General features: G+C 71.3%; 22 protein-coding genes. 8 read left to right on the forward strand and 14 right to left on the reverse strand.

The window, feature by feature from the left end:
* Positions 1 to 70: 70 nt before the first annotated feature.
* Together ACTJKJ_RS09310 and ACTJKJ_RS09315 are read left to right on the forward strand one after the other, a co-directional pair.
* Complete coding sequence (locus ACTJKJ_RS09310) at positions 71 to 703, forward strand: hypothetical protein (protein ID WP_440820254.1); 633 nt, start codon at positions 71 to 73, stop codon at positions 701 to 703.
* 88 nt (positions 704 to 791) lie between these two features.
* Positions 792 to 3083 (forward strand): DEAD/DEAH box helicase, encoded by a 2292-nt coding sequence (locus ACTJKJ_RS09315; protein WP_440820255.1) that lies wholly within the window; start codon positions 792 to 794, stop codon positions 3081 to 3083.
* 56 nt (positions 3084 to 3139) lie between these two features.
* On the opposite strand, the gene ACTJKJ_RS09320 is transcribed toward ACTJKJ_RS09315, so the two are convergent.
* Complete coding sequence (locus tag ACTJKJ_RS09320) at positions 3140 to 3304, reverse strand: hypothetical protein (protein WP_158238893.1); 165 nt, start codon at positions 3302 to 3304, stop codon at positions 3140 to 3142.
* Between the two features lie 207 nt (positions 3305 to 3511).
* Here ACTJKJ_RS09320 and ACTJKJ_RS09325 point away from each other — a divergent pair, with 207 nt between their 5' ends.
* Entirely contained in the window at positions 3512 to 3916 is a 405-nt protein-coding gene (locus tag ACTJKJ_RS09325) for a thioredoxin family protein (protein ID WP_147240300.1), read from the forward strand.
* Between the two features lie 177 nt (positions 3917 to 4093).
* Positions 4094 to 5470 (forward strand): leucyl aminopeptidase family protein, encoded by a 1377-nt coding sequence (locus tag ACTJKJ_RS09330; RefSeq protein WP_440820256.1) that lies wholly within the window; start codon positions 4094 to 4096, stop codon positions 5468 to 5470.
* Positions 5471 to 5491: 21 nt separating this feature from the next.
* Here the strand turns inward: ACTJKJ_RS09330 and ACTJKJ_RS09335 are convergent, their stop codons facing one another.
* The 5 genes from ACTJKJ_RS09335 to ACTJKJ_RS09355 all read right to left on the reverse strand — a co-directional run bounded on the left by ACTJKJ_RS09335 (position 5492) and on the right by ACTJKJ_RS09355 (position 11952).
* Positions 5492 to 7195, reverse strand: coding sequence for a GMC family oxidoreductase (locus tag ACTJKJ_RS09335; RefSeq protein WP_440820257.1), 1704 nt, complete (start codon positions 7193 to 7195; stop codon positions 5492 to 5494).
* 70 nt (positions 7196 to 7265) lie between these two features.
* Positions 7266 to 8693, reverse strand: a complete 1428-nt coding sequence (gene creD, locus ACTJKJ_RS09340; RefSeq protein WP_440820258.1) for a cell envelope integrity protein CreD — start codon at positions 8691 to 8693, stop codon at positions 7266 to 7268.
* Between the two features lie 62 nt (positions 8694 to 8755).
* Positions 8756 to 10273, reverse strand: coding sequence for a two-component system sensor histidine kinase CreC (gene creC / locus ACTJKJ_RS09345; protein ID WP_343605632.1), 1518 nt, complete (start codon positions 10271 to 10273; stop codon positions 8756 to 8758).
* A gap of 6 nt (positions 10274 to 10279) precedes the next feature.
* On the reverse strand, positions 10280 to 11011 hold the full coding sequence (gene creB / locus ACTJKJ_RS09350) for a two-component system response regulator CreB (protein WP_440820259.1): 732 nt from the start codon (positions 11009 to 11011) through the stop codon (positions 10280 to 10282).
* Positions 11012 to 11019: 8 nt separating this feature from the next.
* On the reverse strand, positions 11020 to 11952 hold the full coding sequence (locus ACTJKJ_RS09355; protein ID WP_440820260.1) for a helical backbone metal receptor: 933 nt from the start codon (positions 11950 to 11952) through the stop codon (positions 11020 to 11022).
* Positions 11953 to 12248: 296 nt separating this feature from the next.
* On the opposite strand from ACTJKJ_RS09355, the gene ACTJKJ_RS09360 reads away from it, so the two are divergent.
* Entirely contained in the window at positions 12249 to 12749 is a 501-nt protein-coding gene (locus ACTJKJ_RS09360) for an RNA recognition motif domain-containing protein (protein WP_183493338.1), read from the forward strand.
* Positions 12750 to 12889: 140 nt separating this feature from the next.
* Here the strand turns inward: ACTJKJ_RS09360 and ACTJKJ_RS09365 are convergent, their stop codons facing one another.
* Genes ACTJKJ_RS09365 through ACTJKJ_RS09390 form a run of 6 tightly spaced genes read right to left on the reverse strand, consistent with a single transcriptional unit; the run spans position 12890 to position 17991 of the window.
* Positions 12890 to 13666 (reverse strand): SDR family oxidoreductase, encoded by a 777-nt coding sequence (locus tag ACTJKJ_RS09365; RefSeq protein WP_091729957.1) that lies wholly within the window; start codon positions 13664 to 13666, stop codon positions 12890 to 12892.
* Positions 13663 to 14370, reverse strand: a complete 708-nt coding sequence (gene lptC / locus ACTJKJ_RS09370) for an LPS export ABC transporter periplasmic protein LptC (protein WP_440820261.1) — start codon at positions 14368 to 14370, stop codon at positions 13663 to 13665. Before lptC ends, ACTJKJ_RS09365 begins: the two co-directional genes overlap by 4 nt.
* Positions 14370 to 15002: a KdsC family phosphatase gene (locus ACTJKJ_RS09375; RefSeq protein WP_297380844.1), complete on the reverse strand. Its 633-nt coding sequence runs from the start codon at positions 15000 to 15002 to the stop codon at positions 14370 to 14372. Before ACTJKJ_RS09375 ends, lptC begins: the two co-directional genes overlap by 1 nt.
* Entirely contained in the window at positions 15002 to 15991 is a 990-nt protein-coding gene (locus ACTJKJ_RS09380; protein ID WP_440820262.1) for a KpsF/GutQ family sugar-phosphate isomerase, read from the reverse strand. Before ACTJKJ_RS09380 ends, ACTJKJ_RS09375 begins: the two co-directional genes overlap by 1 nt.
* Positions 15992 to 16021: 30 nt before the next feature.
* Positions 16022 to 17332, reverse strand: a complete 1311-nt coding sequence (locus ACTJKJ_RS09385; protein WP_440820263.1) for an ATP-binding protein — start codon at positions 17330 to 17332, stop codon at positions 16022 to 16024.
* The gene (locus ACTJKJ_RS09390; RefSeq protein WP_440820264.1) at positions 17329 to 17991 is read right to left on the reverse strand and encodes a response regulator transcription factor; all 663 of its coding nucleotides are present in this window, start codon (positions 17989 to 17991) and stop codon (positions 17329 to 17331) included. The genes ACTJKJ_RS09385 and ACTJKJ_RS09390 overlap by 4 nt, the downstream gene beginning before the upstream one ends.
* Before the next feature lie 170 nt (positions 17992 to 18161).
* On the opposite strand from ACTJKJ_RS09390, the gene ACTJKJ_RS09395 reads away from it, so the two are divergent.
* Positions 18162 to 18911, forward strand: coding sequence for a phosphatase PAP2 family protein (locus tag ACTJKJ_RS09395; protein WP_297380835.1), 750 nt, complete (start codon positions 18162 to 18164; stop codon positions 18909 to 18911).
* Positions 18912 to 18981: 70 nt separating this feature from the next.
* Positions 18982 to 19560 carry a DJ-1/PfpI family protein gene (locus tag ACTJKJ_RS09400; RefSeq protein WP_091729937.1) on the forward strand — a complete coding sequence of 193 codons (579 nt, stop codon included), beginning with the start codon at positions 18982 to 18984 and terminating at the stop codon, positions 19558 to 19560.
* Between the two features lie 232 nt (positions 19561 to 19792).
* Here the strand turns inward: ACTJKJ_RS09400 and ACTJKJ_RS09405 are convergent, their stop codons facing one another.
* Complete coding sequence (locus ACTJKJ_RS09405; RefSeq protein ID WP_297380831.1) at positions 19793 to 21064, reverse strand: Glu/Leu/Phe/Val family dehydrogenase; 1272 nt, start codon at positions 21062 to 21064, stop codon at positions 19793 to 19795.
* Between the two features lie 281 nt (positions 21065 to 21345).
* Here ACTJKJ_RS09405 and ACTJKJ_RS09410 point away from each other — a divergent pair, with 281 nt between their 5' ends.
* Positions 21346 to 23340 (forward strand): cation:proton antiporter domain-containing protein, encoded by a 1995-nt coding sequence (locus ACTJKJ_RS09410; protein ID WP_440820265.1) that lies wholly within the window; start codon positions 21346 to 21348, stop codon positions 23338 to 23340.
* Positions 23341 to 23426: 86 nt separating this feature from the next.
* Here the strand turns inward: ACTJKJ_RS09410 and ACTJKJ_RS09415 are convergent, their stop codons facing one another.
* Positions 23427 to 25622 carry an acyltransferase family protein gene (locus ACTJKJ_RS09415; protein ID WP_440820266.1) on the reverse strand — a complete coding sequence of 732 codons (2196 nt, stop codon included), beginning with the start codon at positions 25620 to 25622 and terminating at the stop codon, positions 23427 to 23429.
* Positions 25623 to 25806: the final 184 nt, after the last annotated feature.

Genomic DNA, 25806 nt, shown 5'->3' on the forward strand with positions numbered 1-25806 from the left:
CTCGACCCGGAGCGCAAGACCGCCCGCTACCTGGGCGGTGGCCGCGNCGCAGCGCGAATACGGCGAACGCATGCGCGAGTACCAGGACAAGATGCGCGACTACAACGAGAAGATGCGCGAATACGGTCGCAAGATGCGCGATTGGGCGCAAGAGAACTTCGCCCATGGTGAGCCCGCGCCGCGCGGCGACACGCCCCGGCCGCCGTCGCCGCCCGCCGCGCCGCGCGTGGCGACGCCGGTGGTGATCGCGCCAGGCGAGGGCGGCCAGGAAGTCCGCGTCATCCGCGTCGAAACCCCGACGAGCCCCACCCCGCCGATGCCGCCGCTCCCCGCGGCGCTGGCACTGCGCCTGGAACCGCTGACCGTCCCCGGCGTCGACGGGCCGCTGAGCGACCTGCCGCCCAAAGAGATCGAGGGCCTCAAGGTCACCGGCGGTCGGGCCACGCGCACCATCCCCGCGGGCAAGATCGGGAACGAGAAGCCGATCGTGATCTCCCGCGAGGTGTGGACCTCGCCCGACCTCAAGGTCACCGTCAGCGCGCAAACCAGAGATCCGCGCAGTGGCGAGCAGAACTACCAGTTGCGCAACATTCGCCGCGCCGAGCCGGATGCCGCGCTGATGCAGGTCCCGGCGGACTATGCGAAGACGGGCCTGCCCAAGCCGCGAGCGCCCAAGGACGCCAGGGAGCGCAAGGAAGGCTAGGCGGCCGGTCCGACTCGCGCGTCGCGGCGGGCACCGACAATCGCGCCCGATGACCGCACCGCCCGTTCCGCTCCCGCCGAAATTGACCTTGCAGACCCTGAGCCGCGGCGACGGCCTGCTCGGGATGCGGCCGCACGGCAAGCTCGGGCCGCGCGGCGATCGCGTGACGCTGCTGCGGCTGGAACGCTGGCCGGCGGATCCGGCCGCGCTCGAGCAGTGGCAGGCGCTGCCCCTGCATGCGGTCGACGTGGAGATGCTGCAGTGGCGGGACGCCTCGTTCGGCCATGGCCTGACGCCCTGCTGGACGCTGGAACAGGAGGATCTGTTTCCCGATTTCGCCGCCGACGAATTGCCGCGTCTGCGCGGTCTCGGCTGGGAGATCGAGTGTCTGCCCGGCTTCGCGCATCACAGCGTCGCGATCGATGCCTGGTCGCTGGAGGTCCAGCCCGCGGATGAGGGGCCGGATCAAGGCCTCCGGCCCGACGCGTCCGGCCAGGCCAACCGGCTGCCCGGCCTGGCGCTGTCGCGCCGCAAAGGATCCTGGCTGCTGAGCCTGGGGGTGACCGTACAGGGGACTCGCGTCGATCTGGCGCCGATGATCTGGGATCTGCTGCGCAAGGACCGCCGCTGGCTCTACGCCGAGGCGATCGCCGGCATCGACGACGACGCGATCGTGGGCCTGAAGGCGCCGGGCGGACGTCGCCTGCACACGACCGCTGCGCCGCTCAAGCGACTGATGCTCAGCCTCCTGGACGTGCTGGTCGCGCAGCGCTCGAGGCGCGGGCCGGTGGCGCTTACCGCTTGGGAGGCCGCGAGGCTGGCGGCGCTCGACACGCCGGACAGCCGTTGGCAGGTCTACGGCGCCGACGAGTTGCGCACGATGTGGCAACGCCTGCGCGATGCCGGCCCGCCGCCCGTGCCGGCGGAGCCGCCCGGGCTGGGGATCACGCTGCGCCCGTACCAGTTGCAGGGCCTGGCGTGGCTGCAGTACCTGGCGCGCCAGCAGTTGGGCGGCATCCTGGCCGACGACATGGGCCTGGGCAAGACGGCGCAGGCGCTCGCGCACCTGTGGGTCGAGAAGCAGGCCGGGCGGCTGACGGCGCCGGCGCTGGTCGTCGCTCCGACCTCGCTGATCTTCAATTGGACGCAGGAAGCGGCGCGCGTCGCGCCGGGCCTGCGGGTGGCCGCGCTGGCCGATCCGGCGGAGCGCGGCGAGGTGCTCAAGCGCCTGGACGAGATCGACCTGCTGCTGTGCAGCTACGGCCTGACCTGGCGCGAAGTGCGGGCGCTGACCCGGCCGACGTTCTCGGTGCTGGTGCTGGACGAGGCTCAGGCGGTCAAGAACCCGCGCTCGCGCGCCGCACGGGCCCTGCGGCGGCTGCGGGCCGGGCAGCGGATCGTGCTCACCGGCACGCCGCTCGAGAACCACCTCGGCGAGCTCTGGACCCAGTTCGACTTCCTGATGCCGGGCTACCTCGGCGAGTCGCGCTCCTTCGCCCGCCACTGGCGCAAGCCGATCGAGCAGACCGGGGATGCCCGCCGCGCGCGGGAGCTCGCGAGCCGCGTGCGGCCATTCATCCTGCGCCGGCTGAAGGAAGAGGTCGCGCGGGACCTCCCCCCGATGACGGTCCTGACCCAACGCATCCCGCTGCAGGGGCGGCAACGTCAGTTGTACGAAAGCGTCCGGATCGGCGCCGACCACCTGGTGCGACGGCTGCTGAAGGAGTCCGACATCTTCGGCTCCGGCTTGATGTCGGTGCTGGACGCCATGTTGAAGCTGCGCCAGGTCTGCTGCGACCCGCGGCTGGTGCCGGGCATCGAGATGGCCCCGGGGATGGAGACGGCCAAGCTCGCCTGGCTCCGGGAGAAGGTGCCCGAGATGATCGCCCAGGGGCGGACGATCCTGGTGTTCTCCCAGTTCACCGGCATGTTGGCGCTGATCGAGGACGCGATGCGCGACGCGGGCGTGCCGCTGATGAAGCTCACCGGCGACACCCCCGAAGGGCGGCGGGGCGAGGTGGTCCGGCGCTTCCAGGCGGGGGAGGCCCCGCTGATGCTGGTCAGCCTGAAGGCGGGCGGCGTCGGGCTGACGCTGACGGCCGCCGATACCGTCATCCAGGTCGATCCGTGGTGGAACCCGGCGGTCGACGCCCAGGCCCATGCGCGGGCGCATCGGATCGGCCAGTCGCGGCCGGTGTTCGTCCACCAGCTGGTGATCGAAGGCTCGATCGAGGAGCGGATGCTCGAACTGCAGGCCCGCAAGCGCGCGCTGGCTGACGGCCTGTTGGGCCGGGATGGCGGGGAAGGTCTGGAGAAATTCAGCGCCGACGAGATTGATCGGCTGCTGGCGCCGCTGCAGTCACCGGAGGACGAGGACTGAGCGGCGGCTGTGGCGGCGGAAGCGCCCCGGACCAGGGGCGGCTTCCGCGCCGGGGATCAGCGCTTGCGGTCGAAGCGCAGGGCGCGCGCGACGCTGCGGCGGTCGCAGCCCAGGCTGGCAACTTCGAAGGCCTCGTGCTTGCGGCCCTTGTCGTGGTTCGCCAGTTCCGGCATCGGAAGGCGGCGCGGCTGGGATTCGGTACGGGTCTGGAACTTCATCATGGTCGGGGACCTCTGGCTTTTCAGCGTCGGGAAGCGGGGGATGACCGCTTTGTGCCAGCTAACGCAAGCCTTTGGGACTGCGTTGACAGCGCCCTCACAAATCTGAACAAAGCTCGCGCCATCGTCACGCATGACGCACCAATCAGGTGCATAGGACGCAATTCGAACGCGATCGCGTCTGGCGCTTTCCCGCTAAGCTCGCCTCCCATGTCCGCCGTGTCGCCGTCCCCCTCGTCTCCCCCGTCGGCCCCCTCGTCCGAACTGCTGGTCGCCTGCCTGTGCGCCGCCTGGTGCCGCACCTGCGACACCTATCGGGATGATTTCGCGAGCTTGCGCCAACTGCATCCCGGCGCCCGTTTCCTCTGGGTCGACATCGAGGACGACGCCGAACTGGTCGACGACCTGGAAGTCGAGACCTTCCCCACGCTGCTGATCGGACAGGGCGAACGGCTGTGTTTCATCGGCCCGGTGCTTCCCGGCCCGGGCGCGGCGCAACGTCTGATCCAGGCAGCCGAGGACAACCCGGCGATGTCCGCAGCCAGCCCAAGCGCGCCGGCCGGCACCACCGCCGCGGCGCAGGCCTTGCTGTCGCGCCTGCGGCAGTCCTGCTGATCGCCCTTCCCCTCACCGGTTCCTGACGACGACCCGACTTGGGGCGACGCTCGTCGGCAGCGTGCCCCCGGACGGCGGCATGACCCCCCTCCACCGAGGGAAGCGCGAGCGAGAATGCGCCACCGCCAACCCCCAAAGGCCGGCCTCCCGCGCGACCCGCGACGGACCGGTGCATCGATGAACGTCCAATTCAAGAACTCGGTGGCCCGCGCCACGCCCATCCTGGCGCTCGATCGCGCCACCTACCAGGCCCTCGGCCCCAAGCTGCCCAAGCGCACCCAGCAATGGCTGGCGACGCTCGGCTTCTCGGCGGCGCCGGACACTTTCGCGCTGGTGCCGGGCGAGGACGGCAAGCTGGCCCAGGTCTTCGCCGGCGTGGCCCATGCCGCCCATCCGTTCGCGCTGTCCGCGCTGCCGCTGGCGCTGCCCGAGGGCAACTACACGCTGTCGCCGGAGGGCCTGGCGCTGCAGGACGAGGCCGCGGCGCTGTCCTGGGAGCTGGGCTGCTACCAGTTCGACCTCTACAAGCCGCGCAAGCGCGAGCCGGCGCAGCTGCTGATCAAGAGCAGCGCGGACGGCCAGCGCGGCCTGGCCATCGCGACCGCGATCTCCGCCGTGCGCGACCTGGTCAACACCCCGGCCGAGCACATGGGCCCGGAGGAGCTGTCGAAGGCCGCCGCCGTGGTGGGCAAGCAGCATGGCGCCAAGTTCAAGGAAATCGTCGGCGACGACCTGCTGAAGAAGAACTTCCCCGCCATCCACGCGGTCGGCCGCGCCAGCACCCGCGCGCCGCGCCTGGTCGAGCTGAACTGGGGCAGCGACAAGCATCCGCGGCTGACGCTGGTGGGCAAGGGCGTGTGCTTCGACACCGGCGGCCTGGACATCAAGCCGGCCGACGGCATGCGCCAGATGAAGAAGGACATGGGCGGCGCGGCCAACGCGCTGGGCCTGGCCACGCTGATCATGGCGCTGAAGCTGCCGGTGCGCCTGCAGGTGCTCATCCCGGCGGTGGAGAACTCGATCAGCGGCAATGCCTACCGGCCCGGCGACGTGATCAAGACGCGCGCCGGCCTGCACATCGAGATCGGCAACACCGATGCCGAAGGCCGCGTGATCCTGTGCGACGCCCTCGCCTACGCGGCCGAGTTCAAGCCCGAGCTGATCATCGACCTGGCGACGCTGACCGGCGCCGCGCGCGTCGCGCTGGGCGCGCAGTTGCCGGCGCTTTTCGCCAGGCACATGGACACCGCCCGCGACCTGGTCGACCTGGGCCTCAAGATGGACGACCCGCTGTGGCACCTGCCGCTGTGGGCGCCCTACAAGGAAGGCATCACCTCCAGCATCGCCGACATCGTGAACACCGGTCGCAGCCCGCTGGCCGGCGCGATCAACGCCGCGCTGTTCCTCGAGGCCTTCATCCCGGCCGAGCAGGACTGGCTGCATGTCGACCTCTTCGCCTGGAACGACATCGCGCGTCCCGGCCGCCCGGTCGGCGGCGAGGCCCAGACCCTCCGCACGCTGCTGGCCTATCTGGAAGAGCGCTTCAGCGGCTGACCGCCGCTCCCTCCCCGTCGGTCATTCCCCGGCGCGCAGCCAGGCGGCGGCGCGCTCCGCGATCATCAGCGTCGGCGAATTCGTGTTGCCGCTGGTGATCGTCGGCATCACGCTGGCATCGATGACGCGCAGGCCGCTCACGCCGCGCACGCGCAGGCGGCTGTCGACGACCGCGCCGTCGTCGTCGCCGCGCCCCATGCGGCAGGTGCCGACGGGATGGAAGATCGTCGTCGCGATGTCTCCCGCCAGCCGCGCCAGTTCCTCGTCCGTCTGGAACTGCACGCCGGGCTTGTATTCGCTGGGCCGGTAGCGCGCCAGCGCCGGCTGTTCGACGATGCGTCGCGTCAGTCGCAGGCTGCGCGCGGCGACCTCGCGGTCCTCGGCGGTGCTGAGGTAGTTGGGCGCGATCAGGGGCGCATCGGCCGCATCGGCGCTGCGGATCGCGACGCTGCCGCGGCTGCTGGGATTGAGGTTGCAGACGCTGGCCGTGAACGCGTTGAAGCCATGCAGCGGCTCGCCGAAGGCCTCCAGCGACAGCGGCTGCACGTGGTACTGCAGGTCGGGCCAGGCCTTGTCCGGACCGCTCCGGGCGAACGCGCCCAGTTGCGAAGGCGCCATGCTCATCGGCCCGGTGCGGCGCAGCGCGTACTCGAGCCCGATGCGCGCCTTGCCGAACCAGCTCGACGCCAGCGTGTTGAGCGTGCTGACGCCCTCGACCTGGAACACCGCGCGGATCTGCAGGTGATCCTGCAGGTTGCCACCGACGCCCGGCAGGTCGCGCACGACCTCGATGCCGTGCCGCTGGAGCAGCGCGGCCGGGCCCAGTCCCGACAGCTGCAGCAGCTGCGGCGAGCCGATCGCGCCCGCGGCGAGCAGCACCTGGCCGCCCGGGTTGAGGCGGATCTCCTCCAGCCCCTGGGGCGTGCGCACGAGCACGCCCTCGCAGCGCGGCGCGCCGTCGACCTGCTCGAGCAGCAGCCGCTGCGCCTGCGTGCCGGTCCACATCTCGAAGTTGGGGCGGCGATAGCAGGTCGGTCGCAGGAAGGCCTTGGCCGTGTTCCAGCGCCAGCCGGCGCGCTGGTTGACCTCGAAGTAGCCGACGCCCTCGTTGTTGCCGCGATTGAAGTCCGGCGTCGCCGGGATGCCGGCCTCCTGCGCGGCCGCGGCGAACGCGTCCAGCACCGCCCAGCGCAGCCGCTGCTTCTCCACGCGCCATTCGCCGCCGTGGCCATGCAGGGCGGGATCGAACCCCGGCGGCCGCTCGGCGCCGTCGTCCAGCCGCCAATGGTCCTCGTGCTGGCGGAAGTAGGGCAGCACCGCGTCCCAGCGCCAGGCGTCGTCGCCGGAGGCGGCGGCCCAGCCGTCGTAGTCGCGGGCCTGGCCGCGCATGTAGATCATCCCGTTGATGCTGGAGCAGCCGCCCAGCACCTTGCCGCGCGGGTAACGCAGGCTGCGGCCGTTCAGGCCGGCGTCGGGCTCGGTCTTGAAGAGCCAGTCGGTGCGCGGGTTCCCGATGCAGTACAGGTAGCCGACGGGAATGTGGATCCAGTGGTAGTCGTCGCGGCCGCCGGCCTCGAGCAGCAGCACGCGTTTGGCGGGGTCGGCCGACAGCCGGTTGGCCAGCAGGCAGCCGGCGGTGCCGGCGCCCACGATGATGAAGTCGAAGCGGCCCGAGGCCGCCTCGCGGACCGTCGCCGGTCCGCCCGCAGGGTTGTCTCCGCCCATGTCTCTCTTGTCGTCCAGGGTCCGTGGAGACCCATGCTGACCGAGCCGCGGGCGGGCGGCAACCGCGTTGTCACGGAGTGTCCGCGGGCGCGACCTCCGGCGGATCCGCAGTGCGCCCGCCCAGCGCGTACCAGTCGATGCGCCGCGTCAGCGCCATCACCGCGGCCAGCACCGCGAAGAGCAGGGTCGCGCCGACCAGCAGCGAGGCCGTCTCCAGGCTGAGCAGCACGTACAGCGCGCCGTAGAGCACCGCGACCAGCGCGCCGAAGCCCAGGCCGCGCCAGGCCGCCCCGAGCATCGAAGCCCCGTAGAAGGCCAGCAGCCCGACGGCCGCGCCGGCCGCCAGCACATAGGAGACCGGGAAGCTCAGGTGCTCCGACAGGCTCAGCAGCAGCAGGAAGAACAGCGTCATCGCCAGGCCGACCATCAGGTACTGCACCGGATGCACGCGGCGGCCGGACAGCAGCTCCAGCAAGCCGACGCTGACGAAGGTCAGCACGATGAACATCAGGCCGTACTTGATGGCGCGGTCGCTCATCACATACGGGTTGACCGGGTCGATCATCGAGAAGGCCAGCGTGTCCGCCACGACCTCGGCGCGGCCCTCCTGCGCGGCGACCCGGGCCGGCGCATACGCGGCGGGGCCGGCATCGGGATCCCGCGCCACGCCGGGCAGCGCGAAGCCGGCGAGCACGTCGCGCGGCGCGGTCGTGGCGAGCTCGGTGACCTGCCATTGCGCCTCGAAGCCGCTGTCGTCGATCCGCCGGGACAGCGGCAGGAAGCGGCCGCCGAAGCTGGGATGCGGCCAGTTCGAGCGCAGCTTCACCTGCGTCGCGGACGCGGCCGGCACGATGCCGAAGTCGGTCATGCCGATCAGCTTGATGGCCACCGTCAAGCTCAGCGGCTGGTCCAGCGCGGAGTCCGGCAGCACGGCGTGCAGGCCATGCGGATAGCTGCCGTGGCGGGTGCCAGGGCGCACCGCCAGGGCCTCCGTGCCGCGCTTGAGCGTCACCGCGCGCAGGCCGCGCGCGTCGCTGACGGCGACCATCACGCGCGGGTCCTCGCAGCTCAACCGGCCCTTGTGCTCGGCCACCGGCACCAGCGCGCCGAGCGAAGCCCAGCGTGCCTGCAGCGCGACCTCGCCCGCGTAGCCGTTCACCTTGAACAGGCCGCGCTGGCGCTGTTCCTGGTTCAGCGTGCCGTCGACGGCCAGTTCTGCCGGCACCGCCGACAGCACGAAGTCGCGCCGCTCGGCGGTGCGTGTCTGGTCCTTGCCGGCCCCACTGACGTTCTCCCACTCCTCGGTGCAGCTGCGCTGCAGCACCGGCCCGAGCAGCACCTGCGGCCCGGCCTGCGCCAGCGCCACGCTGGCCTCGGCGGCGCGCTGGCGCTGCTGGCGCTCGTCGACCAGCCAGCCGATGCGCATCAGCACCATCAGCAACAGCAGCGTCACGCCGCCCAGGATCAGCAGCTTCCACCACAGCGCCTTGCTCTGCATTCGTCCTCTCCTTGCCCGCGGGCCATCCAGGGAAGGCGGCAGTCTCGGCAGCCGGGGTGAGCTCAGGACGAAGTTTGTGTGGCGGCCGTGAAGTGGGGGAAGGACAGCCGCACGCGCAGGCCGGGCTCGGCCGGCTCGAAGCGCAGGTCGCCACGGTGCAGGCCGGCGATCTGGCGCACGATCGCCAGGCCCAGGCCGGAGCCCTTGCGCAGGCTGCCCGGTCGCGCCGTCGAGAAGAAGCGCTCGCCCAGCTGCGCGAACGCGGCGCTCGGCACGCCGGGCCCCTGGTCGCGGAGCTCGAAGAAGGCGCGGCGGCCGCCCGCCCCGGACGCGGGCTCGATGCCGACCTGCAGCGTCAGCTCGGCGCCGGCGGGCGAGAAGTCGATCGCGTTGGCCAGCAGGTTGCTGATGGCGAGCATCAGCATCTCGGCGTCGGCCTGCAGCTCGACCTCGTCGCGGCGCAGCCAGCGCACCGTCAGCGCCTGCTGCGCCAGGCGGTCGTCGAGTTGCGCGAGCACCTCGTCGACCGTGGCCGCCAGCGCCACCGGCCGCGGATGCGCCGGCCCGCGCCGCAACTCCAGCGTCGACAGCGCCAGCAGCCGCTCGACCAGTTCCGTCATGCGCTCGCTTTGCGAGACCACCTGCGCGGCGAAGCGCTGGCGGTCCGGCGCCGGCAGGTCGTCCTGCAGCAGCTCGCCGGCCCCGCGCAGCGCCGCCAGCGGGCTCTTGAGCTCGTGCGTGAGCGCGCGCGCCATGTGCTCGAGGCGCTCGCGCCCATCGAGCCGCTCCCGCATCGCGTCCATCGCATGAGCCAGGTCGCCGAGTTCGCCGGGCACCTTGGGCGGCGCCTGGCGCTCGCCCATCTGCACTTCCTGGGCGTAGCGGCGCAGGCGCCGCACCGTGACGATCATCCAGGCCGTCACCGCCACGCCCACCGCCAGCGATACGGCCAGCAGCGACAGTCCCGCGATCCAGATGCGGCGCTCGGCGCGGTAGATGATCTGCTGCACCGCGGCGGCCGGCTTGGCGACGGTGACCACGCCGATCGTGCGGCCGTCCAGGCGCACCGGCGCGGCCACGTACATCACCGGGCTGCCCTGCGCGTCCTTGCCGTTGCCCAGGTCGCCGGCGTTGCCGTAGGGCGTGAGCTGTTCCGGCGTCGTCCGGGCGCCGTATTCGCCGCGCAGCGTGCGGGCGACGTCATTCCAGGCCGAGTAGTCCTGCCCGACCGCCGGCGCGGGACTGGTGTCCAGCACCACGCGGCCGGCGGCGTCGGTGACATAGATGCGGAAATCCAGCGTGCGCTTGCGGGCGCTGAGGATGCGGGCGTCCACCGGCCGCTCCGCGTAGTCCTTCACCCGTTGCGCGAAAGCGGTGCCCACCAGGTCGCCGCCCGGCGGCATCGCGGCCAGTTCATCGCGGGCCAGCGCCGCCACCAGGTTGGCGGTGTCCACCATCATGTCTTCCATCACCTCGCGCACGCTGGGCTTGAACTCGCCCAGCACCACGCGCAGCAGGATGAAGGCGCTCAGGCCCGCCACCAGGAAGAAGCCGAGGAACAGCCGCAGGCCCAGGCGCATGCGCCGTCACTCCAGCGAGTAGCCCATGCCGCGGTGCGTGCGGATGGGGTCCAGCTCCGGGCGCACCTGGCGCAGCTTGGCGCGCAACGTCTTGATGTGGGTGTCGACGGTGCGGTCGCCGCTGTCGGCGTCCAGGCCCCAGACGGCATCGAGCAGGCTCTCGCGGCTGTGGATGCGGCCGGGCGCCTTCAGCAGGCGCAGCAGCAGGCCGAGCTCGCGGCGCGTCAACGGCAGCAGCTCGCCATGGAAGCGCACGCGGGAGCCCTCGGCCTCGACGAGGAAACCGGCCACGGCCGGCGCGCTCGGCTCCGCCGGGGCCTGGGCCCGCCGCAGCAGCGCCCGCACCCGCGCCACCAGCTCCCGGTTGCTGAAGGGCTTGGCGAGGTAGTCATCCGCGCCGAGTTCCAGCCCCAGCACCTTGTCGCTCTCCTCGCTGCGCGCGCTCAGCATCAGCACCGGCAGGCGCCCGAGCGGGCCCTGGCGCAGTTCGCGGCACAGGTCCAGGCCGTTGCCGTCGGGCAGGCCCACGTCCAGGATCGCCAGGTCCGGCGGCGTCGTGGACAGCGCGGCGCGGGCCTCGTGCAGCCAGCCGCAGGCGCGGACGCGGTAGCCCTCGCGTTCCAGCACGAAGCTGACCGTCTGGGCGATGGCGGGGTCGTCCTCCAGCAGCAGGACCTGGCCGGCGAACGGCGCGGGCGGCAGGGCAGGCGGGGACGGGACGGGCACGGTCGAACTCATGGGCGCGATCATCGCGGAGCGGCGGACAGTCCGCGAAGGTAACGCAGCCCCTCGGCGGCGCGCGGGCCGTACCAGCTGACCAGCTCGCCATCGACGAGGCGCACCCTGGCGTTCGGGCAGAGCGCCTGGGCTTCGGCCAGGTGCTGGGCGCCGAACCGGTAGGGCTCGGAACTGAGCAGGAGTTCGTCGACGCCGGCCAGCCAGGGCTCGTCGCCCCTCAGCACCGGATAGCGCGCCGCGCCGTGCTCGCCGCCCTCGACCGGGGGCCAGGTCGACCAGCCTACCTCCGCGAGCATGCGGGAGATATAGGTGTCGCGGGCGACCGTCATCCAGGGGTCGCGCCAGATCAGATAGAGGACGCGCGGCGCCGGCCGCCCCTCGCCGGATGTCCGCAGGGCCAGGCAGGCCGCCAGTTCCTCCCGCAGGGCGTCGGCCAGCCGGTTCGCCCGGTCACGGAGATCGGGGACATGCGGGAGCGAACTTGTCCCTGTCGCACTTTCTTCCGAGCCTTGGAGATTTCTGCCGGTGAGTTCAGACCTGACCCTCCAATCGGCGGCAAAAACCTCCACCATCTCCACCATCTGGGTGACCAAGGTCAGGTTGTCAGCGGGTGCGCAGGGATGCGTCACCACCACATGGGGGACGAATTCGCGCAAGGCCTGGACCGTCTCGAGCCGGTTTTCATCAACGTTCACGATGACATGACTCGGGGCCAACGTCCGCAGCTTGCGGAGATTGACGTCCTTGGTTCCACCGATCTTTGATATTGCTGACACCGCCGGCGCGGGATGAATGCAAAAACCGGTGCGACCGACCACCCAAGGCCCCAGTCCGAGGGCGAACAGCAGTTCGGTCACCGACGGAACCAGCGAGACGATGCGCAGCTCGGGCGTGAGCGGGACGGGTGTGGACGGCGGGCGCTGGAGGGCGATGGGCGTCACCTTGTGCGATCAGGGGGTGGGTTCACCCGCATAGTGGAAAACACCGAGCGCCGGCGGGGGGTCTCGGGAGCCGGTTTTGCCCCGATGTAAAGCCGGGGGCGAGGGATTTCCAGCGCTTCCGACACTGCTCGGGGTTTGCGCGCATAAGCCGAAAAACAACAACCGGCTTGACGCGTTGCGAACCGCCAATCCTGTCACACATAATCGGATCGCCTGAATGCAGCGCCTTCGTATGAGTGGTTCACGATGGGTTGAAGCAGCACATTGGGTTATTTGGTTTTGAAAGGGCTTCCCCCATGGGAAACAAGCTATACGTGGGCAACCTCGCTTACAGCGTGCGAGATGAGTCGCTCCAGGAGGCATTCTCGCAATTCGGCACCGTCATCTCCGCCAAGGTCATGATGGACCGCGAGACCGGCCGTTCCAAGGGCTTCGGCTTCGTGGAAATGTCGACCGACGACGAAGCGCAATCCGCCATCAACGGCATGAACGGTCAGGCCCTGGAAGGCCGCGCGATCGTGGTCAACGTGGCGCGTCCGCGTGAAGACCGTCCGGGCGGCGGCTTCGGTGGCGGCGGCGGCGGTGGTCGCGGCGGCTTCGGTGGCGGCGGCGGCAGCCGTGGCGGCTACGGCGGCGGCGGCGGTGGTGGCGGCTACGGTGGTGGCGGCGGCGGCGGTGGTCGCGGCGGCTACGGCGGTGGCGGCGGCAGCCGCGGCGGCTACGGCGGCGGTGGTGGCGGCGGCGGCTACGGTGGTGGCGGCGGCGGCAGCTACGGCGGCGGTCGCGGCGGCTACTGAGCCACGGCGGGGTTGATCCCCGCCTCGCAATGAACAAGGCGCTCCTCGGAGCGCCTTTTCTTTTGCCCGCATGGAAGAGGATCGCGGGGATCCTCGTCGGCCCACTTGGTGGGCGCGAGCGCCCCGAAGGGCGCTGCCGCTCAGCGCTCGCCCTGCCGATGCTTGCGCGGACGCCCCGCCAGCAGCCGGTCGAAGACCGCGCCCGGCAGCAGGCGCATCGCGTGCGCCACGAGCCCCATCTGCCAGGGAATGAAGCGCACCCGGGCGCCGGCCTCGATCGCGGCGTAGGCCTTGCGCGCGAAGTCGTCCGGCTGCATCAGGAAAGGCATGCTGTAGCGGTTCTCGCGCGTCAGCGGCGTATCGACATACCCCGGTGCGATCGTCACGACCTTCACGCCATCGGGCCGGCATTCGCCGCGCAGGCTCTCGCAATAGCTGAACACCGCCGCCTTGCTGGAGCAATACGCCCCGTGCCCCGGCAGTCCCCGGATGCCCGCGACGCTGGCGATGCCCACCAGCGTGCCGCCGCGGCGCTCGCGCATCGGGCCGACGAAGGGATGGAAGGTCGCCGCCAGGCCGATGTTGTTGGTCGCGTAGACGCGCTGCATCACGGCCAGGTCCTCATGGATCGCCGTGTCCATGCCGATGCTGATGCCCGCGTTGGCGATCACCACATCGGGCAGGCCCTGCTCGGCGATGCAGCGGCGACCGGTGGCGGTGATGGCCTCGATGTCGCTGACGTCGGCGCGGTAGACCCGCCAGCGCGACGGCGCCAGGCCTTGCTGCTCCGCCCAGGCGCTGAGTTCCTCGACGCGGCGCGCGACCAGCGCGAGGTTCCAGCCCTCGCGGTAGTACTGGAGCGCGAGCGCCTGGCCGATGCCGCTCGAGGCACCGGTGATGTAGACGAGTCGGTTCATGGCTTGCGGGCGGAGGTCGGCGCCGAGGCCTTGGCGGCCGGTGCCGCGGCGCGCGCGCCGGGTCGGGCGGCGAAGGTGGCGCGGCCACCGCCGCTGAAGCTCAGGCGCCCGGTGAGCTGGTCGTAGACGAAGCTCTTCACCTGCATCTCGCCGCCCATGCCGATGACGCGCGCCGGCAGGTGCGAGCGGATCTGCTGCTGCGGGACGAAGGCATGGAGGAACTCGCCATACAGCTCCAGGTCGGGCGGTTGCGACGGATCGCCGTCCGGATAACGCTTGACCTTCACGTCCCCGAGCAGCTGCACCTCGCTGCCGTCACCGTTGGACAAGCCGCGCTGCGCGTCGGCGACCAACAGTTCGCCCTGCTTGCCGTAGGCGCGCAGCTGCGGCGCGTCGATCTCCAGCGTGTCGTTGTCGGGGTAATGCCGCATCTCGGTGCCGATGATGCGTCCGGTCAACCGGCCGTCGCTGCTGAAGCGCTCGACCTCGAAGCCGTTCATCCGGTAGTCGGGCTCGTGCTTGGGCGCGGCCTTCTCGCGCGGCGTCTCCAGCTGCGGCGTGTTCTTGATCAGCCACCAGGTGAAACCGGCCAGCATCGCCATCAGCAGCAGCGGCACGTAGCTGGCCAGCATCGACTGCAGGCGCCACAGCAAGGGCTGGACGCGGCGCCGCGGCGAGGTCGGCGGCGGAGCGAGCGCCGCCATCAGTGGCCGCTCCCGTCCAGGGTCTCGAGGTGGCCGTGCAGCAGCCGGGCGTACTGGCCGGCGGCCATCAGCAGCAGGTCGCAGAACTCACGGGCGGCGCCATGGCCGCCGGCGGCGGCGGTGACGTGATGGGCGGCCGCCTTCACCTCGGCATGCGCCTGGGCCGGCGCGCAGGCGAAGCCGGCGCGCACCATCAGCGGCAGGTCGGGCCAGTCGTCCCCGATCACGGCCACCTGCTCCCAGCGCAGGCCGAGCTGGTCGAGCAACGGCTGCGCGGCGGCCAGCTTGTTCTTGGCGCCATAAACGGCGTGCGGCAGGCCGAGGTCGGCGACCCGCCGCCGCACCGCCGGCGAATCGCGGCCGGTGATGACGATCGGCACGATGCCGCCCTGCGCGAGCAGCTTCATCCCGTGGCCGTCCAGCGTCGCGAAGGCCTTGAACTCCTCGCCCTGCGCGCTGAGGTAGATGCGGCCGTCGGTCAGCACGCCGTCGACATCGAAGATCGCGGCCCGCAGTCCGAGCGCCGGGCCCTGCGCCTTGAGCAGCAGTTCCGGCGGAAAGGCCAGCGCGGGCTGGAGCTCGCGCACGACCGGCGCATCCGCGTCCGCGGGAGTCAGGGAGGAAGCGCTCATCAGATCACCTTCGCGCGCATCAGGTCGTTGATGCTGATCGCGCCGACCAGGCGCTGTTCGTCGTCCACGGCCAGCACCAGCGTGATGCGGGCCTGCTCCATCAGGTCGGCCGCGTCGACGGCCAGCGCGTCGGCGGCCACGGTGCGCGGATTCGGATGCATGACCTGGCCGGCCGTCAGGCCGCGCAGGTCGCCGCCGCGCTCGATCAGTCGGCGCAGGTCGCCGTCGGTGAAGATGCCGCCGGCCTTGCCGTCGGCGCCCACCAGCACCGCGCAGCCCAGGCCCTTGTCGGACATCACCCGCATCATGTCGAGCAGCGGCAGCTCGGCCTTCACGCGCGGCAGCGCGTCGCCGCCGCGCATCAGGTCGCGCACATGGGTCAGCAGGCGCCGGCCGAGCGAACCGCCCGGATGGGAGCGGGCGAAGTCCTCGGCGCGGAAACCGCGCGCGTCCAGCAGCGCCACGGCCAGGGCGTCGCCCAGCGCGATCTGCGCGGTGGTGCTGGCGGTCGGCGCGAGGTTCAGCGGGCAGGCCTCCTGCGCCACGCGCGAGTCGATCACGAAGTCCGCATGCTTGGCCAGCGACGACGACAGCCCGCCGGTCATGCCGATCAGCGTCACGCCCTGGCGCTTGAGCACCGGGATGATGGCGTTGAGCTCGTCGCTTTCGCCGGAATTCGACAGCGCCAGCACGATGTCGCCGGGCGTGACCATGCCGAGGTCGCCATGGCTGGCCTCGCCGGGATGGACGAAGAACGCCGGCGTGCCGGTGGAGGCCAGGGTGGCGGCGATCTTGCGGCCGACGTGGCCGCTCTTGCCCATGCCCATCACGACGACGCGACCGGAGCAATCCAGGATCTTGCGGACCACCTGTTCGAACGATTCGCCCAGGCGGGGACCGAGCGCGAGCAGCGCGTCGGCCTCGACTTGCAAGGCCGCGCGGGCCACGTCGAGCGCGCGGGAATGGGTGAGGGCGGCGTGGGTCGTCATAAGGGCGAAAGTGTAGCCGCCGGGGTCGATTCAGTCCGGCGCCGGCCCCAGTCTGAGGGCCACGCCGAAGCCCGCTTCCATGGCCGGCAGCCGCAGGTCGCCGCCGTGGGCGCGGGCCACGAGGTCGGCCATCATGAGGCCCAGGCCCATGCGCCCCTCGTACTGCTGCCGCTCCAGCGCGTCGTTGAGGTCCACGCGCTGCCAGTCGGCCACGCCCTCGCCGTTATCGGTGAGCTCCAGCGTCATCCCCCCGTCCAGCTGGGCCTTCAGGCGCAGCCGTACCTGCGAGGCCCCGTGGCGCCAGGCGTTGTCGATCAGGTTGATCAGCGCGGCGGCCAGCAGGTCCGGATCGGCGTCGATGCCGGCCTCCGGCGGCAGGTCCAGCACCAGGCCGTCGGGCAGGGGCAGGAGCTGCATCAGCTCGACCAGGTCCAGGCGCTGCCAGCGCAGGCTCATGCCGGTGCGGAACAGCGTCAGCAGCGCGGTCACCACGCGGCGCAGCCGGTCGCCCGCCTCGCGGGTGCGCTGCAGCCGGGCGCGCGACTCGGGCGGCGCCTCGCGCAGCGCCATCGCGAGCTGGGCGTCCATGCCCGCGAGCGGCGTGCGTAGCGCATGCGCCGCATGCGCGCTGAAGGCGCGCTCGTTGGCGACGCGCTGGGCCAGGCGCTGGCCCAGGTCGAGCACCGCGGCGCGGATCTCCGCCAGCTCGCTGCGCGGCTGCTCCGGCAGCAGTTGCCGGGTGTCGAGCGGGTCGTAGCCGCCCAGCGCGGCGGACAACTCGCCCAGCGGCGCGAGCTCGGCGCGTGCGCGCCGGTTCATCCACACCATGCACAGCCCGCCCACCAGCAGCGCGGACAAGGCGCTGGCCAGCCCGACGCGGCTGCGCACCTCCTTCCGCTCGGCGCTGGTCTGCGCCACCATCAGCCAGCCGGGGCCGGCCGCCGTCGGCAGCGGGCGCACGTGCACGCGCCAGTCGTCGCCATCGCTGCCGTCGTCCTGCCAGTCGCTGAAGCCCGGCGGCAGCTTCCAGGCCTTGATCGGCGCGAGCGGCGAGCGATGCAGCAAGGCACCGTCCGGCGCCACCAGCTGCCAGGCGAAATGGGTGCTGAGGTCGTCGTTGTCGGCGATCTGGGCCGGCATGGCCTGGCTCTGGCGCAGCAGCTGGCCCAGCACCTGCGAGGACGCCTGCAGCGTCTCGTCGAGCAGCTCGTCGACCTCCTCCTGCACGACCAGCCAGACGCTGACGCCGGCCACCACCGCCCAGAACGCCGAGATCAGCAGCAGCTGACGCGCCAAGCGGCCGGCGATGGACGGGCGGCGCGGCCCCGGCGTGCCGCTCACGGCGCCTCCCGGCCGAGCCGGTAGCCCAGGCCGCGGACGGTCTCGATGAGCTCGCGGCCGAGCTTGCGGCGCAGGCTCGACACATGGACCTCCAGCGCGTTGCTCAGCACCTCGGCGTCGTCGCCCAGCACCTCCAGCTCCAGGTCGCGCTTCGGATAGAGCCGGCCGCCGCGCTGCACCAGCGCCTCCAGCACGGCCCACTCGCGCGCGGTGAGCTCGACCGGCTGCCCATCCCGCGTAGCCCGCTTGGCGGCCAGGTCCAGCACCACGTCGCCATGGCGGCGCTGCGAGCTGCTCGCGCCCGCATGGCGGCGGCTGACGGCGCGCAAGCGGGCCGCCAGTTCCTCGGGCGCGAAGGGCTTGACCAGGTAGTCGTCGGCGCCGCTGTCCAGGCCCTGCAGCCGGTCGGCGAGCAGGTCGCGCGCGGTCAGCATCAGCGCAGGGATCGACACGCCGCGCTGGCGCAGGCCGCGCAGCCAGTCCAGGCCGGAGCCGTCCGGGAGCTGCCAGTCGACCAGCAGCGCATCGAACTCCTCATGCTGGCGCGGCAGCAGTTCGGCCAGGCGGCGGGCCCAGGTCACGGCATGGCCTTCGTCGCGCAGGAAATCGCGCAGGGCCTCGCCGAGCAATTCGTCGTCTTCGAGCAGCAGGAGTCGCATGGGCGTGCGGCGGGCAGCCGCGGGAAAGGAGGCCGTCGGGCCGAAAACGATACCAGCGGCCACCGGTCGGTCCGGCCGCGGCGCGCACTGTGCGGACTGTCGCAGAACTTCAGCCGGCCTTCAGCTTGGCTTCAGTCGAACTTCAGGGGGGGCGTGCCCACTGCAAGGCCGTGAACACGCCTCCCCTCTCCCCCCTGCCGCTGGGCGCCGGATCGGCGTCCGCGCCCGTCCTTTCCCCCGTCGGCGCGCTGCGCCTGCCGGACCTGCGCCGCGGCTGGCTGGTCGCGCTGGCGGGGCTCGCCGCGCTGCTGCTCTGGGACGCGGCCGGCTGGGACCTGGCCGTGGTGCGGCTCTTCGCCGATGCGCACGGCTTCGCGCTGCGCGACCACTGGCTCACCTCGGGCCTGCTGCACCAGGGCGGGCGCTGGGTGGCGACCGGCCTGGCGCTCATGTTGCTCATCAACGCGCTGCGGCCGCTGTGGCCGGGGCTGACGCGGCGCGAACGCTGGGGCGCCGTCGCGCTGACGGCGGTCAGCCTGGTGCTGATCCCGCTGATGAAGCAGGGCAGCAGCACCAGTTGCCCGTGGGACCTGGCCGAATTCGGCGGCGTCGCGCATTACGTGTCGCACTGGCGCTTCGGTGTCGGCGACGGCGGACCGGGGCACTGCTTCCCATCGGGTCATGCGAGTTCCGCCTTCGCCTTCTTCAGCCTCTTCTTCATGCTGCGCCGCGCCTATCCGCGGCAGGCGCGGATCGCACTGGGCGCGGTGCTCGTGATGGGCACGCTGTATGGCCTGGCGCAGATGGCGCGCGGCGCGCATTACCCCAGCCACACGATGTGGACCGCCTGGATCTGCTGGACGCTCGCGGTCGCTGCCGCGCCGGCGCTGCGAGCCCGCGACGCCGACGCGGGTACATGAGGGATTCATCGACCTGACGGCCCTGGCCTCCCAGAATCGGCGCTCCCTCAACCGACTCTGGAGAGATGCGATGGGCAAGAAGCTGCTGCTGCTGGCGGGCGACTACGTCGAGGACTACGAGTTGATGGTGCCGTTCCAGGCGCTGCAGGCGGTGGGACACCGGGTCGATGCCGTCTGTCCGGGAAAGAAGGCCGGCGATTTCGTGCTCACCGCCATCCATGACTTCGAGGGCGCGCAGACCTACTCGGAGAAGCCGGGCCACCGCTTCACGCTGAACGCCAGCTTCGACGCGATCAAGCCGCAGGACTACGACGGACTGGTGATTCCGGGTGGCCGGGCCCCCGAGTACCTGCGCACGATGCCTGGCGTCCTGCCGCTCGTGCAGCACTTCTCCCAGGCCGACAAGCCGATCGCCGCGATCTGTCACGGCGCGCAGCTGCTGGCCGCCGCCGGCATCATCCGTGGCCGCAAGGTATCGGCCTACCCCGCGTGCGCCGCGGAAGTGGAGCTGGCTGGCGCCAGTTATGCCGACATCCCGGTCGACCAGGCGGTGACCGACGGCAAGCTGGTCACGGCGCCAGCCTGGCCCGCGCACCCCGCCTGGATCGCACAGTTCCTGCAGGTGCTCGGCACGAAGATCAGCCACTGACTTCCTCCCCCGAAGTCCCCGCTCGCAAAACCGTCGAAGGACGGAGGTGATGGGGGACGGCAGGGCGTGGGGTTTTGGCGCTCGCCGCCAAGGCCCCATGCCCTGGCGGCCAACGCCCGGGTCTGCGCATGAACTCCACCTGCGCCCTCCGCCGACCCATGAAAAATGGGCCCACATGGGGCCCATCCGCTCCGTAACCGCGAGAAACCCGCGGCTGGTCGATGAGGAGGGATCAGGGGTAAAGGCCGCGCTCTTCACGGGCCTGCAGCACGCGCGTGCAGGCCACGGTGAACGCCGCCGTCCGCAGCGGGATCTTGTGCTGTTCGGCCGTATCCCAGATGCCCTTGAACGCGCCGACCAGGATCTTGTCCAGGCGGACGTTGATCTCGTCCTCGGTCCAGAAGAACGACGAGAAGTCCTGCACCCACTCGAAGTAGGAAACGGTCACGCCGCCCGCGTTGGCGATCACGTCGGGGACGACGATGATGCCGCGGTCCGCCAGCACGGCGTCGCCGTCGGGCGTGGTCGGGCCGTTGGCGCCTTCCAGCACCAGGCGGGTCTGGACGCGCTTGGCGCGCTCGCCCGACAGCTGGCCTTCCAGCGCGGCGGGGATCAGCACGTCGGACTTCACGTCCCAGAAGTTCTCGTTGTCGATGCGGTCCGCGCCCTTGAAGCCGGCGACGCCGCCGGTGTGGCCGACGTGCTCCAGCAGCGAGGCCATGTCCATGCCGTTGTCGTTCTGGATGGTGCCGGTGTGGTCTTGCACGGCCACGACGATCGCGCCGTTGGCGGCGAACATCTTGGCGGCGACCGAGCCCACGTTGCCGAAGCCCTGCACCGCGACGCGGGCGCCTTCCATGTTGATGTTGAGGCGGCGCATCGCCTCGCGGCCGACGACGAACACGCCGCGGCCGGTGGCGGCCACGCGGCCCAGCGAGCCGCCCAGCGGGATCGGCTTGCCGGTGACGACGCCGGTGGCGGTGGCGCCGACGTTCATCGAATAGGTGTCCATCATCCAGGCCATGATCTGGCCGTTGGTGTTGACGTCAGGCGCGGGGATGTCCTGGGTCGGGCCGATGATGATGCCGATCTCGCTGGTGTAGCGGCGGGTGACCTTTTCCAGTTCCTTCAGCGACAGCGTCTTGGGGTCCAGGCGGATGCCGCCCTTGGCGCCGCCGTAGGGCAGGTTCACCGCGGCGTTCTTGACCGTCATCCAGGCCGACAGCGCCATCACTTCTTCCAGCGTGACGTCCGGGTGGTAGCGCACGCCGCCCTTGCCGGGACCGCGGGTCAGCGAGTGCTGGACGCGGTAGCCCTCGTAGTGGGCGATGGTGCCGTTGTCGAGTTCGATGGGGATGTCCACGATCAGCGCGCGCTTGGGGCGGCGCAGCGTTTCCACCCAGCGGGCCAGCTTGCCCAGGTAGGGCTCGACGGCGTCGATCTGGGACAGGTAGGTGCCCCAGGGACTGTTGCGCGTGGGGGAAACGAAACTCAGGTTGGGCATGAAATGCTCCGTAACTTTTCGGTGGCGCGAACGGTACCCCGAAGCCCTGCGCGTCCGCCACGTCCGGCAAAGCCGAGTACACATGCGGGCATGCGCCCGATGCATAAGGCGGGTAGTTTGCGCCTGACGCGTGACCAAAGCCAGTCCCGTCCCGCGGCGGCGGACCGCGCGTCGCGACCCGCGCCCGCATGGCTGGGGCGCCGCTCGCCGGCCCTATGGCGAGGCCTGTCCTTGCTGCATCCGGGGCCGCCCGGGGCCGGGGGGCCAGTACCATCGCCGCCATGCTTTCCGCGCTGGACCTGACCCTCATCTACCTGATCGCCGCCGTGCTGGGCGTCGTGGTGTGCCGCTCGCTGAAGCTGCCGCCGATCCTGGGCTACCTGGTGGTGGGCGTGCTGATCGGTCCGAACGCGCTGGCGCTGGCCAGCGACGTCCCCGGCGTGCAGCACCTGGCCGAGTTCGGCGTCGTGTTCCTGATGTTCGCGATCGGCCTGGAGTTCAACCTGCCCAAGCTGCACAGCATGCGCGCGATGGTGTTCGGGCTGGGGTTGCTGCAGGTGGTGGTGACGATCGGCGGCACCATGGCGGGCAACCTCTTCCTGCGCTGGTTCTTCGGCCTGATGGGCTGGCCCTGGGACCTGGGCTGGCAGGGCTCGCTGGTGCTCGGGTCCGCGATGGCGATGAGCTCCACCGCCATCGTCGTGAAGCTGATGGCCGAGCGGCTGGAGCTCGAGAGCGAGCATGGCCGGCGCGTGATCGGCGTGCTGCTGTTCCAGGATCTGGCCGTGGTCCCGCTGCTGGTGCTGATCCCGGCGCTGGGCGGCAGCGGCACGCAGATGATCGAGTCGCTGGGCTGGGCCGCGCTGAAGGCGACGCTGCTGCTGGTGCTGCTGCTGACCGGCGGCCAGCACCTGATGCGCCGCTGGCTGACGCTGGTGGCGCGGCGCAAGAGCCAGGAGCTCTTCATGCTCAACCTGCTGCTGGTGACGCTGGGCCTGGCCTGGCTGACCGAGCATGCGGGGCTGTCGCTGGCGCTGGGCGCGTTCGTCGCCGGCATGCTGATCGCGGAGACCGAATACAAGCACCAGGTGGAGCTGGACATCCGGCCCTTCCACGACGTGCTGCTGGGGCTGTTCTTCATCACCATCGGGATGCGACTGGACTGGCAGACGCTGGTCTTCCAGTGGCCGCTGGTCATCATCCTGACCCTGGTGCCGACGACGGCGAAGTTCGTGCTCGTGGCCGGGCTGGCGAAGCTGTTCCGCGCGCCGACCGGCGTGGCGCTGCGCACCGGCCTCTACCTGGCGCAGGCGGGGGAGTTCGGCTTCGTGCTGCTGACACTGGGCGCGCAGCACAACCTGATCGCCGCGCAATGGGTCAGCCCGGTGCTGGCGGCGATGGTGCTGTCAATGCTGATGACGCCGCTGATCATCGAGCACAGCAACCGCATCGTGATGAAGCTGTCGGCCAGCGACTGGCTGCTGCAGTCGGTGCAGCTGACGACGATCGCGAAGAAGTCGATCAAGACCGATGCCCACGTGATCATCTGCGGCTACGGCCGCAGCGGGCAGAACCTGGCGACGCTGCTGGAGGCGGAGCACATCCCCTACATGGCGCTGGACCTGGATCCGGACCGGGTGCGGCAGGCGGCTGCGGCCGGCAAGAGCGTGGTGTTCGGCGACGCGGCGCGGCTGCCCAGCCTCATCGCCGCGGGCCTGACGCGCGCGAGCGCCGTCGTCATCTCGTACCACGACACGCCGTCGGCGCTGAAGGTGCTGCACGAGGTGCGCGGGCATGCGCCGCATGTGCCGGTGGTGGTCCGGACGATCGACGACACCGACCTGGAGAAGCTGCGCGCCGCCGGCGCCACCGAGGTGGTGCCGGAAGCGATCGAAGGGTCGCTGATGCTGGCCAGCCACGCGCTGGCGCTGGTCGGCGTGCCGATGCGGCGGGTGCTGCGCANGCGCGATGCGCGGGACCGGCGCTATGGGCTGCTGCGCGGCTACTTCCACGGGGCGGACGACGACACCTCGGAGGAGCGCGACCAGGCGCGGCTGCAGTCGATCAGCTTGCCGATGGCGAGCGCGCTGGAAGGCCGCACGCTGGGGGAGCTCGGGCTGGCGGGATGGGGCGTCAGCGTGCTCTCGGTGCGCCGTCCCAACGGCGCGGTCAAGGACGCGAGCGACGACCTGGTGCTGCAGGGCGGGGACACGCTGGTCATCTCCGGCACGCCCGAGGCGCTCGCGCGCGCCGAGCACGGGTTGCTGGTCGGCTGACGCCGCCCCGCGCGGGATCTGCCACTCCCGGAACTCCCTCTCCCCCGCGAGGGGGAGAGGGTGGGGGTGAGGGGTCGGCGCATTTCTCAGTGTCCGAGCACTGCGACGAGCCCCCTCACCCTACCCTCTCCCCCTTCCGGGGGCGAGGGACATGCATGGCCGACATCGAGCCGATCGGGCAACCCCTCGGCGAGGGAACGTTCGCCCACGGCTTCCGACATCACGGCCGGCATCAGCAGTCTCGAGCCCTCGCGGCTGAGGTGGCCCTGGTCGCGGTAGAGCGGCACGCCGTCGCGCTCGACTTGGCAGCTCGTGCCGTCGCATAGCAGCGGCTCGAAGCGCAGCACCGGCAGCCGCGCATCCGCCTTCGCGAGCGCCTCGATGAACGCATGCTCGGAGGCGCGCCGCTTTTCGTCGTCCTTCACATCGATCACGCAGCCCGGCGTGGCGCCGATGGTCCAGCGACGCGCCTGCCGGCGCTCCAGGCAGCCGGCGATGTCGAACGGCGCCGAGGGCGGCGGCGCCACCACCATCACCCGCTTGCCCATCGCCCTCAGACGCTTCACCGTCTCGGCCATGTCCACCAGCAGAGCCTCGCGCATCGCGCGCTCGCCGCGCACCCGTCCGTCGTCCGACGCATCGCCGCGCGTGCGCTGCAACTCGTACTTCGACGCATCCAGGTACTGCGTGAGCAAGCTGGACAGCACCACGGTCTCGATTTCCGGATGCCGCGCCAGCCAGCGCAGCACCGATGCGTTGAAGGCCTGACACTGCTCGATCCACGGTGAAGCGAAGCTATTGCCGCGGCCCACCCCCGGCCGGACCGGCGTCAGCCCGGGGAACGGGCCGCAGGAGGACTTCGTCGCCTGCACCAGCCCCTGGTCGCTGGCCACCCGCACCAGCCCCGGCACCAGATGCATCGCGTAGGAATCGCCCCAGACCATCCAGCGCGCGCCCGGCCGCGAGCGGCAGTCCTCGCGGCCGTCGAAGGGCTCCTCGGCATCGCAGTTGGCCGACAGGCCGTAGTTGGGCTTGCGCAGCTCGACGAAGTCGATCGCGCCCGGCGCCGGCTTGTGCAGCGCCAGCACGATGCCTCCCAGCGCCAGCGCCGCCGTGCCGCTGCCCAGGATCCAGGCCCCGCGAGGCCCGGTCAGCGCGGCCTTGGCCGGCCGTTCGACGCCACGGTACAGCAGCCACGCCAGCGGGAACGACAGCAGCACCGCGCCGATGCGCCAGGCCATCAGCGCCTGCGGATCGGCTTTCAACCCGACCCAGGCGTTGTGCAGGATCGCGATCAGCGGCCAGTGGACGAGGTACAGCGCATACGACCAGTCGCCGATGCGGATCAGCGGCGCCACCACGCGCGGCCAGCGTTGCGGCTCGCGCAGCAGCAGGACCAGGGTCGCCAGGCCGACGACCAGCGCCGCCGGCCCCGGGTGCGCGGGGCCGAAGAGCTGCGGCGCCGCGGGGACGACAAGCAGCAGCGCCCATGATGGCAGCGTGAGCGCCCTCAGGACACGCTGCCAGCGCAGGGCGCGCACGTCGACCACGTCGGCCGAGGACTTCGCCGTCGACATCGCCATCGCCGTCGGCGCCGACACGGACGTCATCAGCGCGCCGATCGATCCCAGGCCCAGCTCCCAGGCCCGCGTGGGCAGCAGGTAGAACGCACCGCCGGCGTCGATGGGCTGCCACCACGCCAGCAGCGCCAGGCTGCCGAGCGTCACCGCGATGGCCATCGCCGTCCGCAGCCGGGCGGGACTGAAGACCAGCAGCGCGGGCAGCACGAGGTAGTACTGCTCCTCCAGCGCCAGCGACCAGAAGTGCAGCAGCGGCTTGAGGTCGGAGGCGCCCTCGAAGTAGCCGGTCTGCTTCCACAGCACGAGGTTGTTGGCGAAGCCCAGCGCGCCCAGCAACTGGCCGACGAAGTCGATCTGCTCGCGGCGGTTGAGCGCCCACGGCACGACGAGCAGCGTCGCGCCGAGCACCACGTAGGCCGCCGGCAGCAGACGCCGCGCGCGCCGGCCGTAGAAGGCGCGGAAGGAGAAGTCGCCGCGCCGCGGCGCGCGCTGGATCAGGCCGGTGATCAGGTAGCCGGAGATGACGAAGAAGATGTCGACGCCGAGGTAGCCGCCCGACGCGCCGGGGATCTGCGCGTGATACAGCAGCACCCACAGCACGGCGACCGCGCGCAGTGCCTGGATGTCGTCGCGCAGCGGCGGCTCGCCGGCCGCGTGCGGGCCCGGCGGGCGATGAAGATGGGGCGGAGCAGAGCTTGTCACCAAGGCGTCAGGACGGAGGCGGGGAACGAAAGCGGCACGGGTGCGCCGCTGCACGGCACGGCACGGCACGGCACGGCACGGCACGGCACGGCACGGCACGGCACGGCACGGCCGCGAATTGTGGCCCGGCCCGCGAGCCTGCCGCCTGCGTGACAGTGCGGCCTGCGTCGTTGCGCCACACTGC

The organism is Roseateles sp. 22389 (assembly GCF_052044995.1).
Lineage (GTDB): Bacteria > Pseudomonadota > Gammaproteobacteria > Burkholderiales > Burkholderiaceae_C > Roseateles.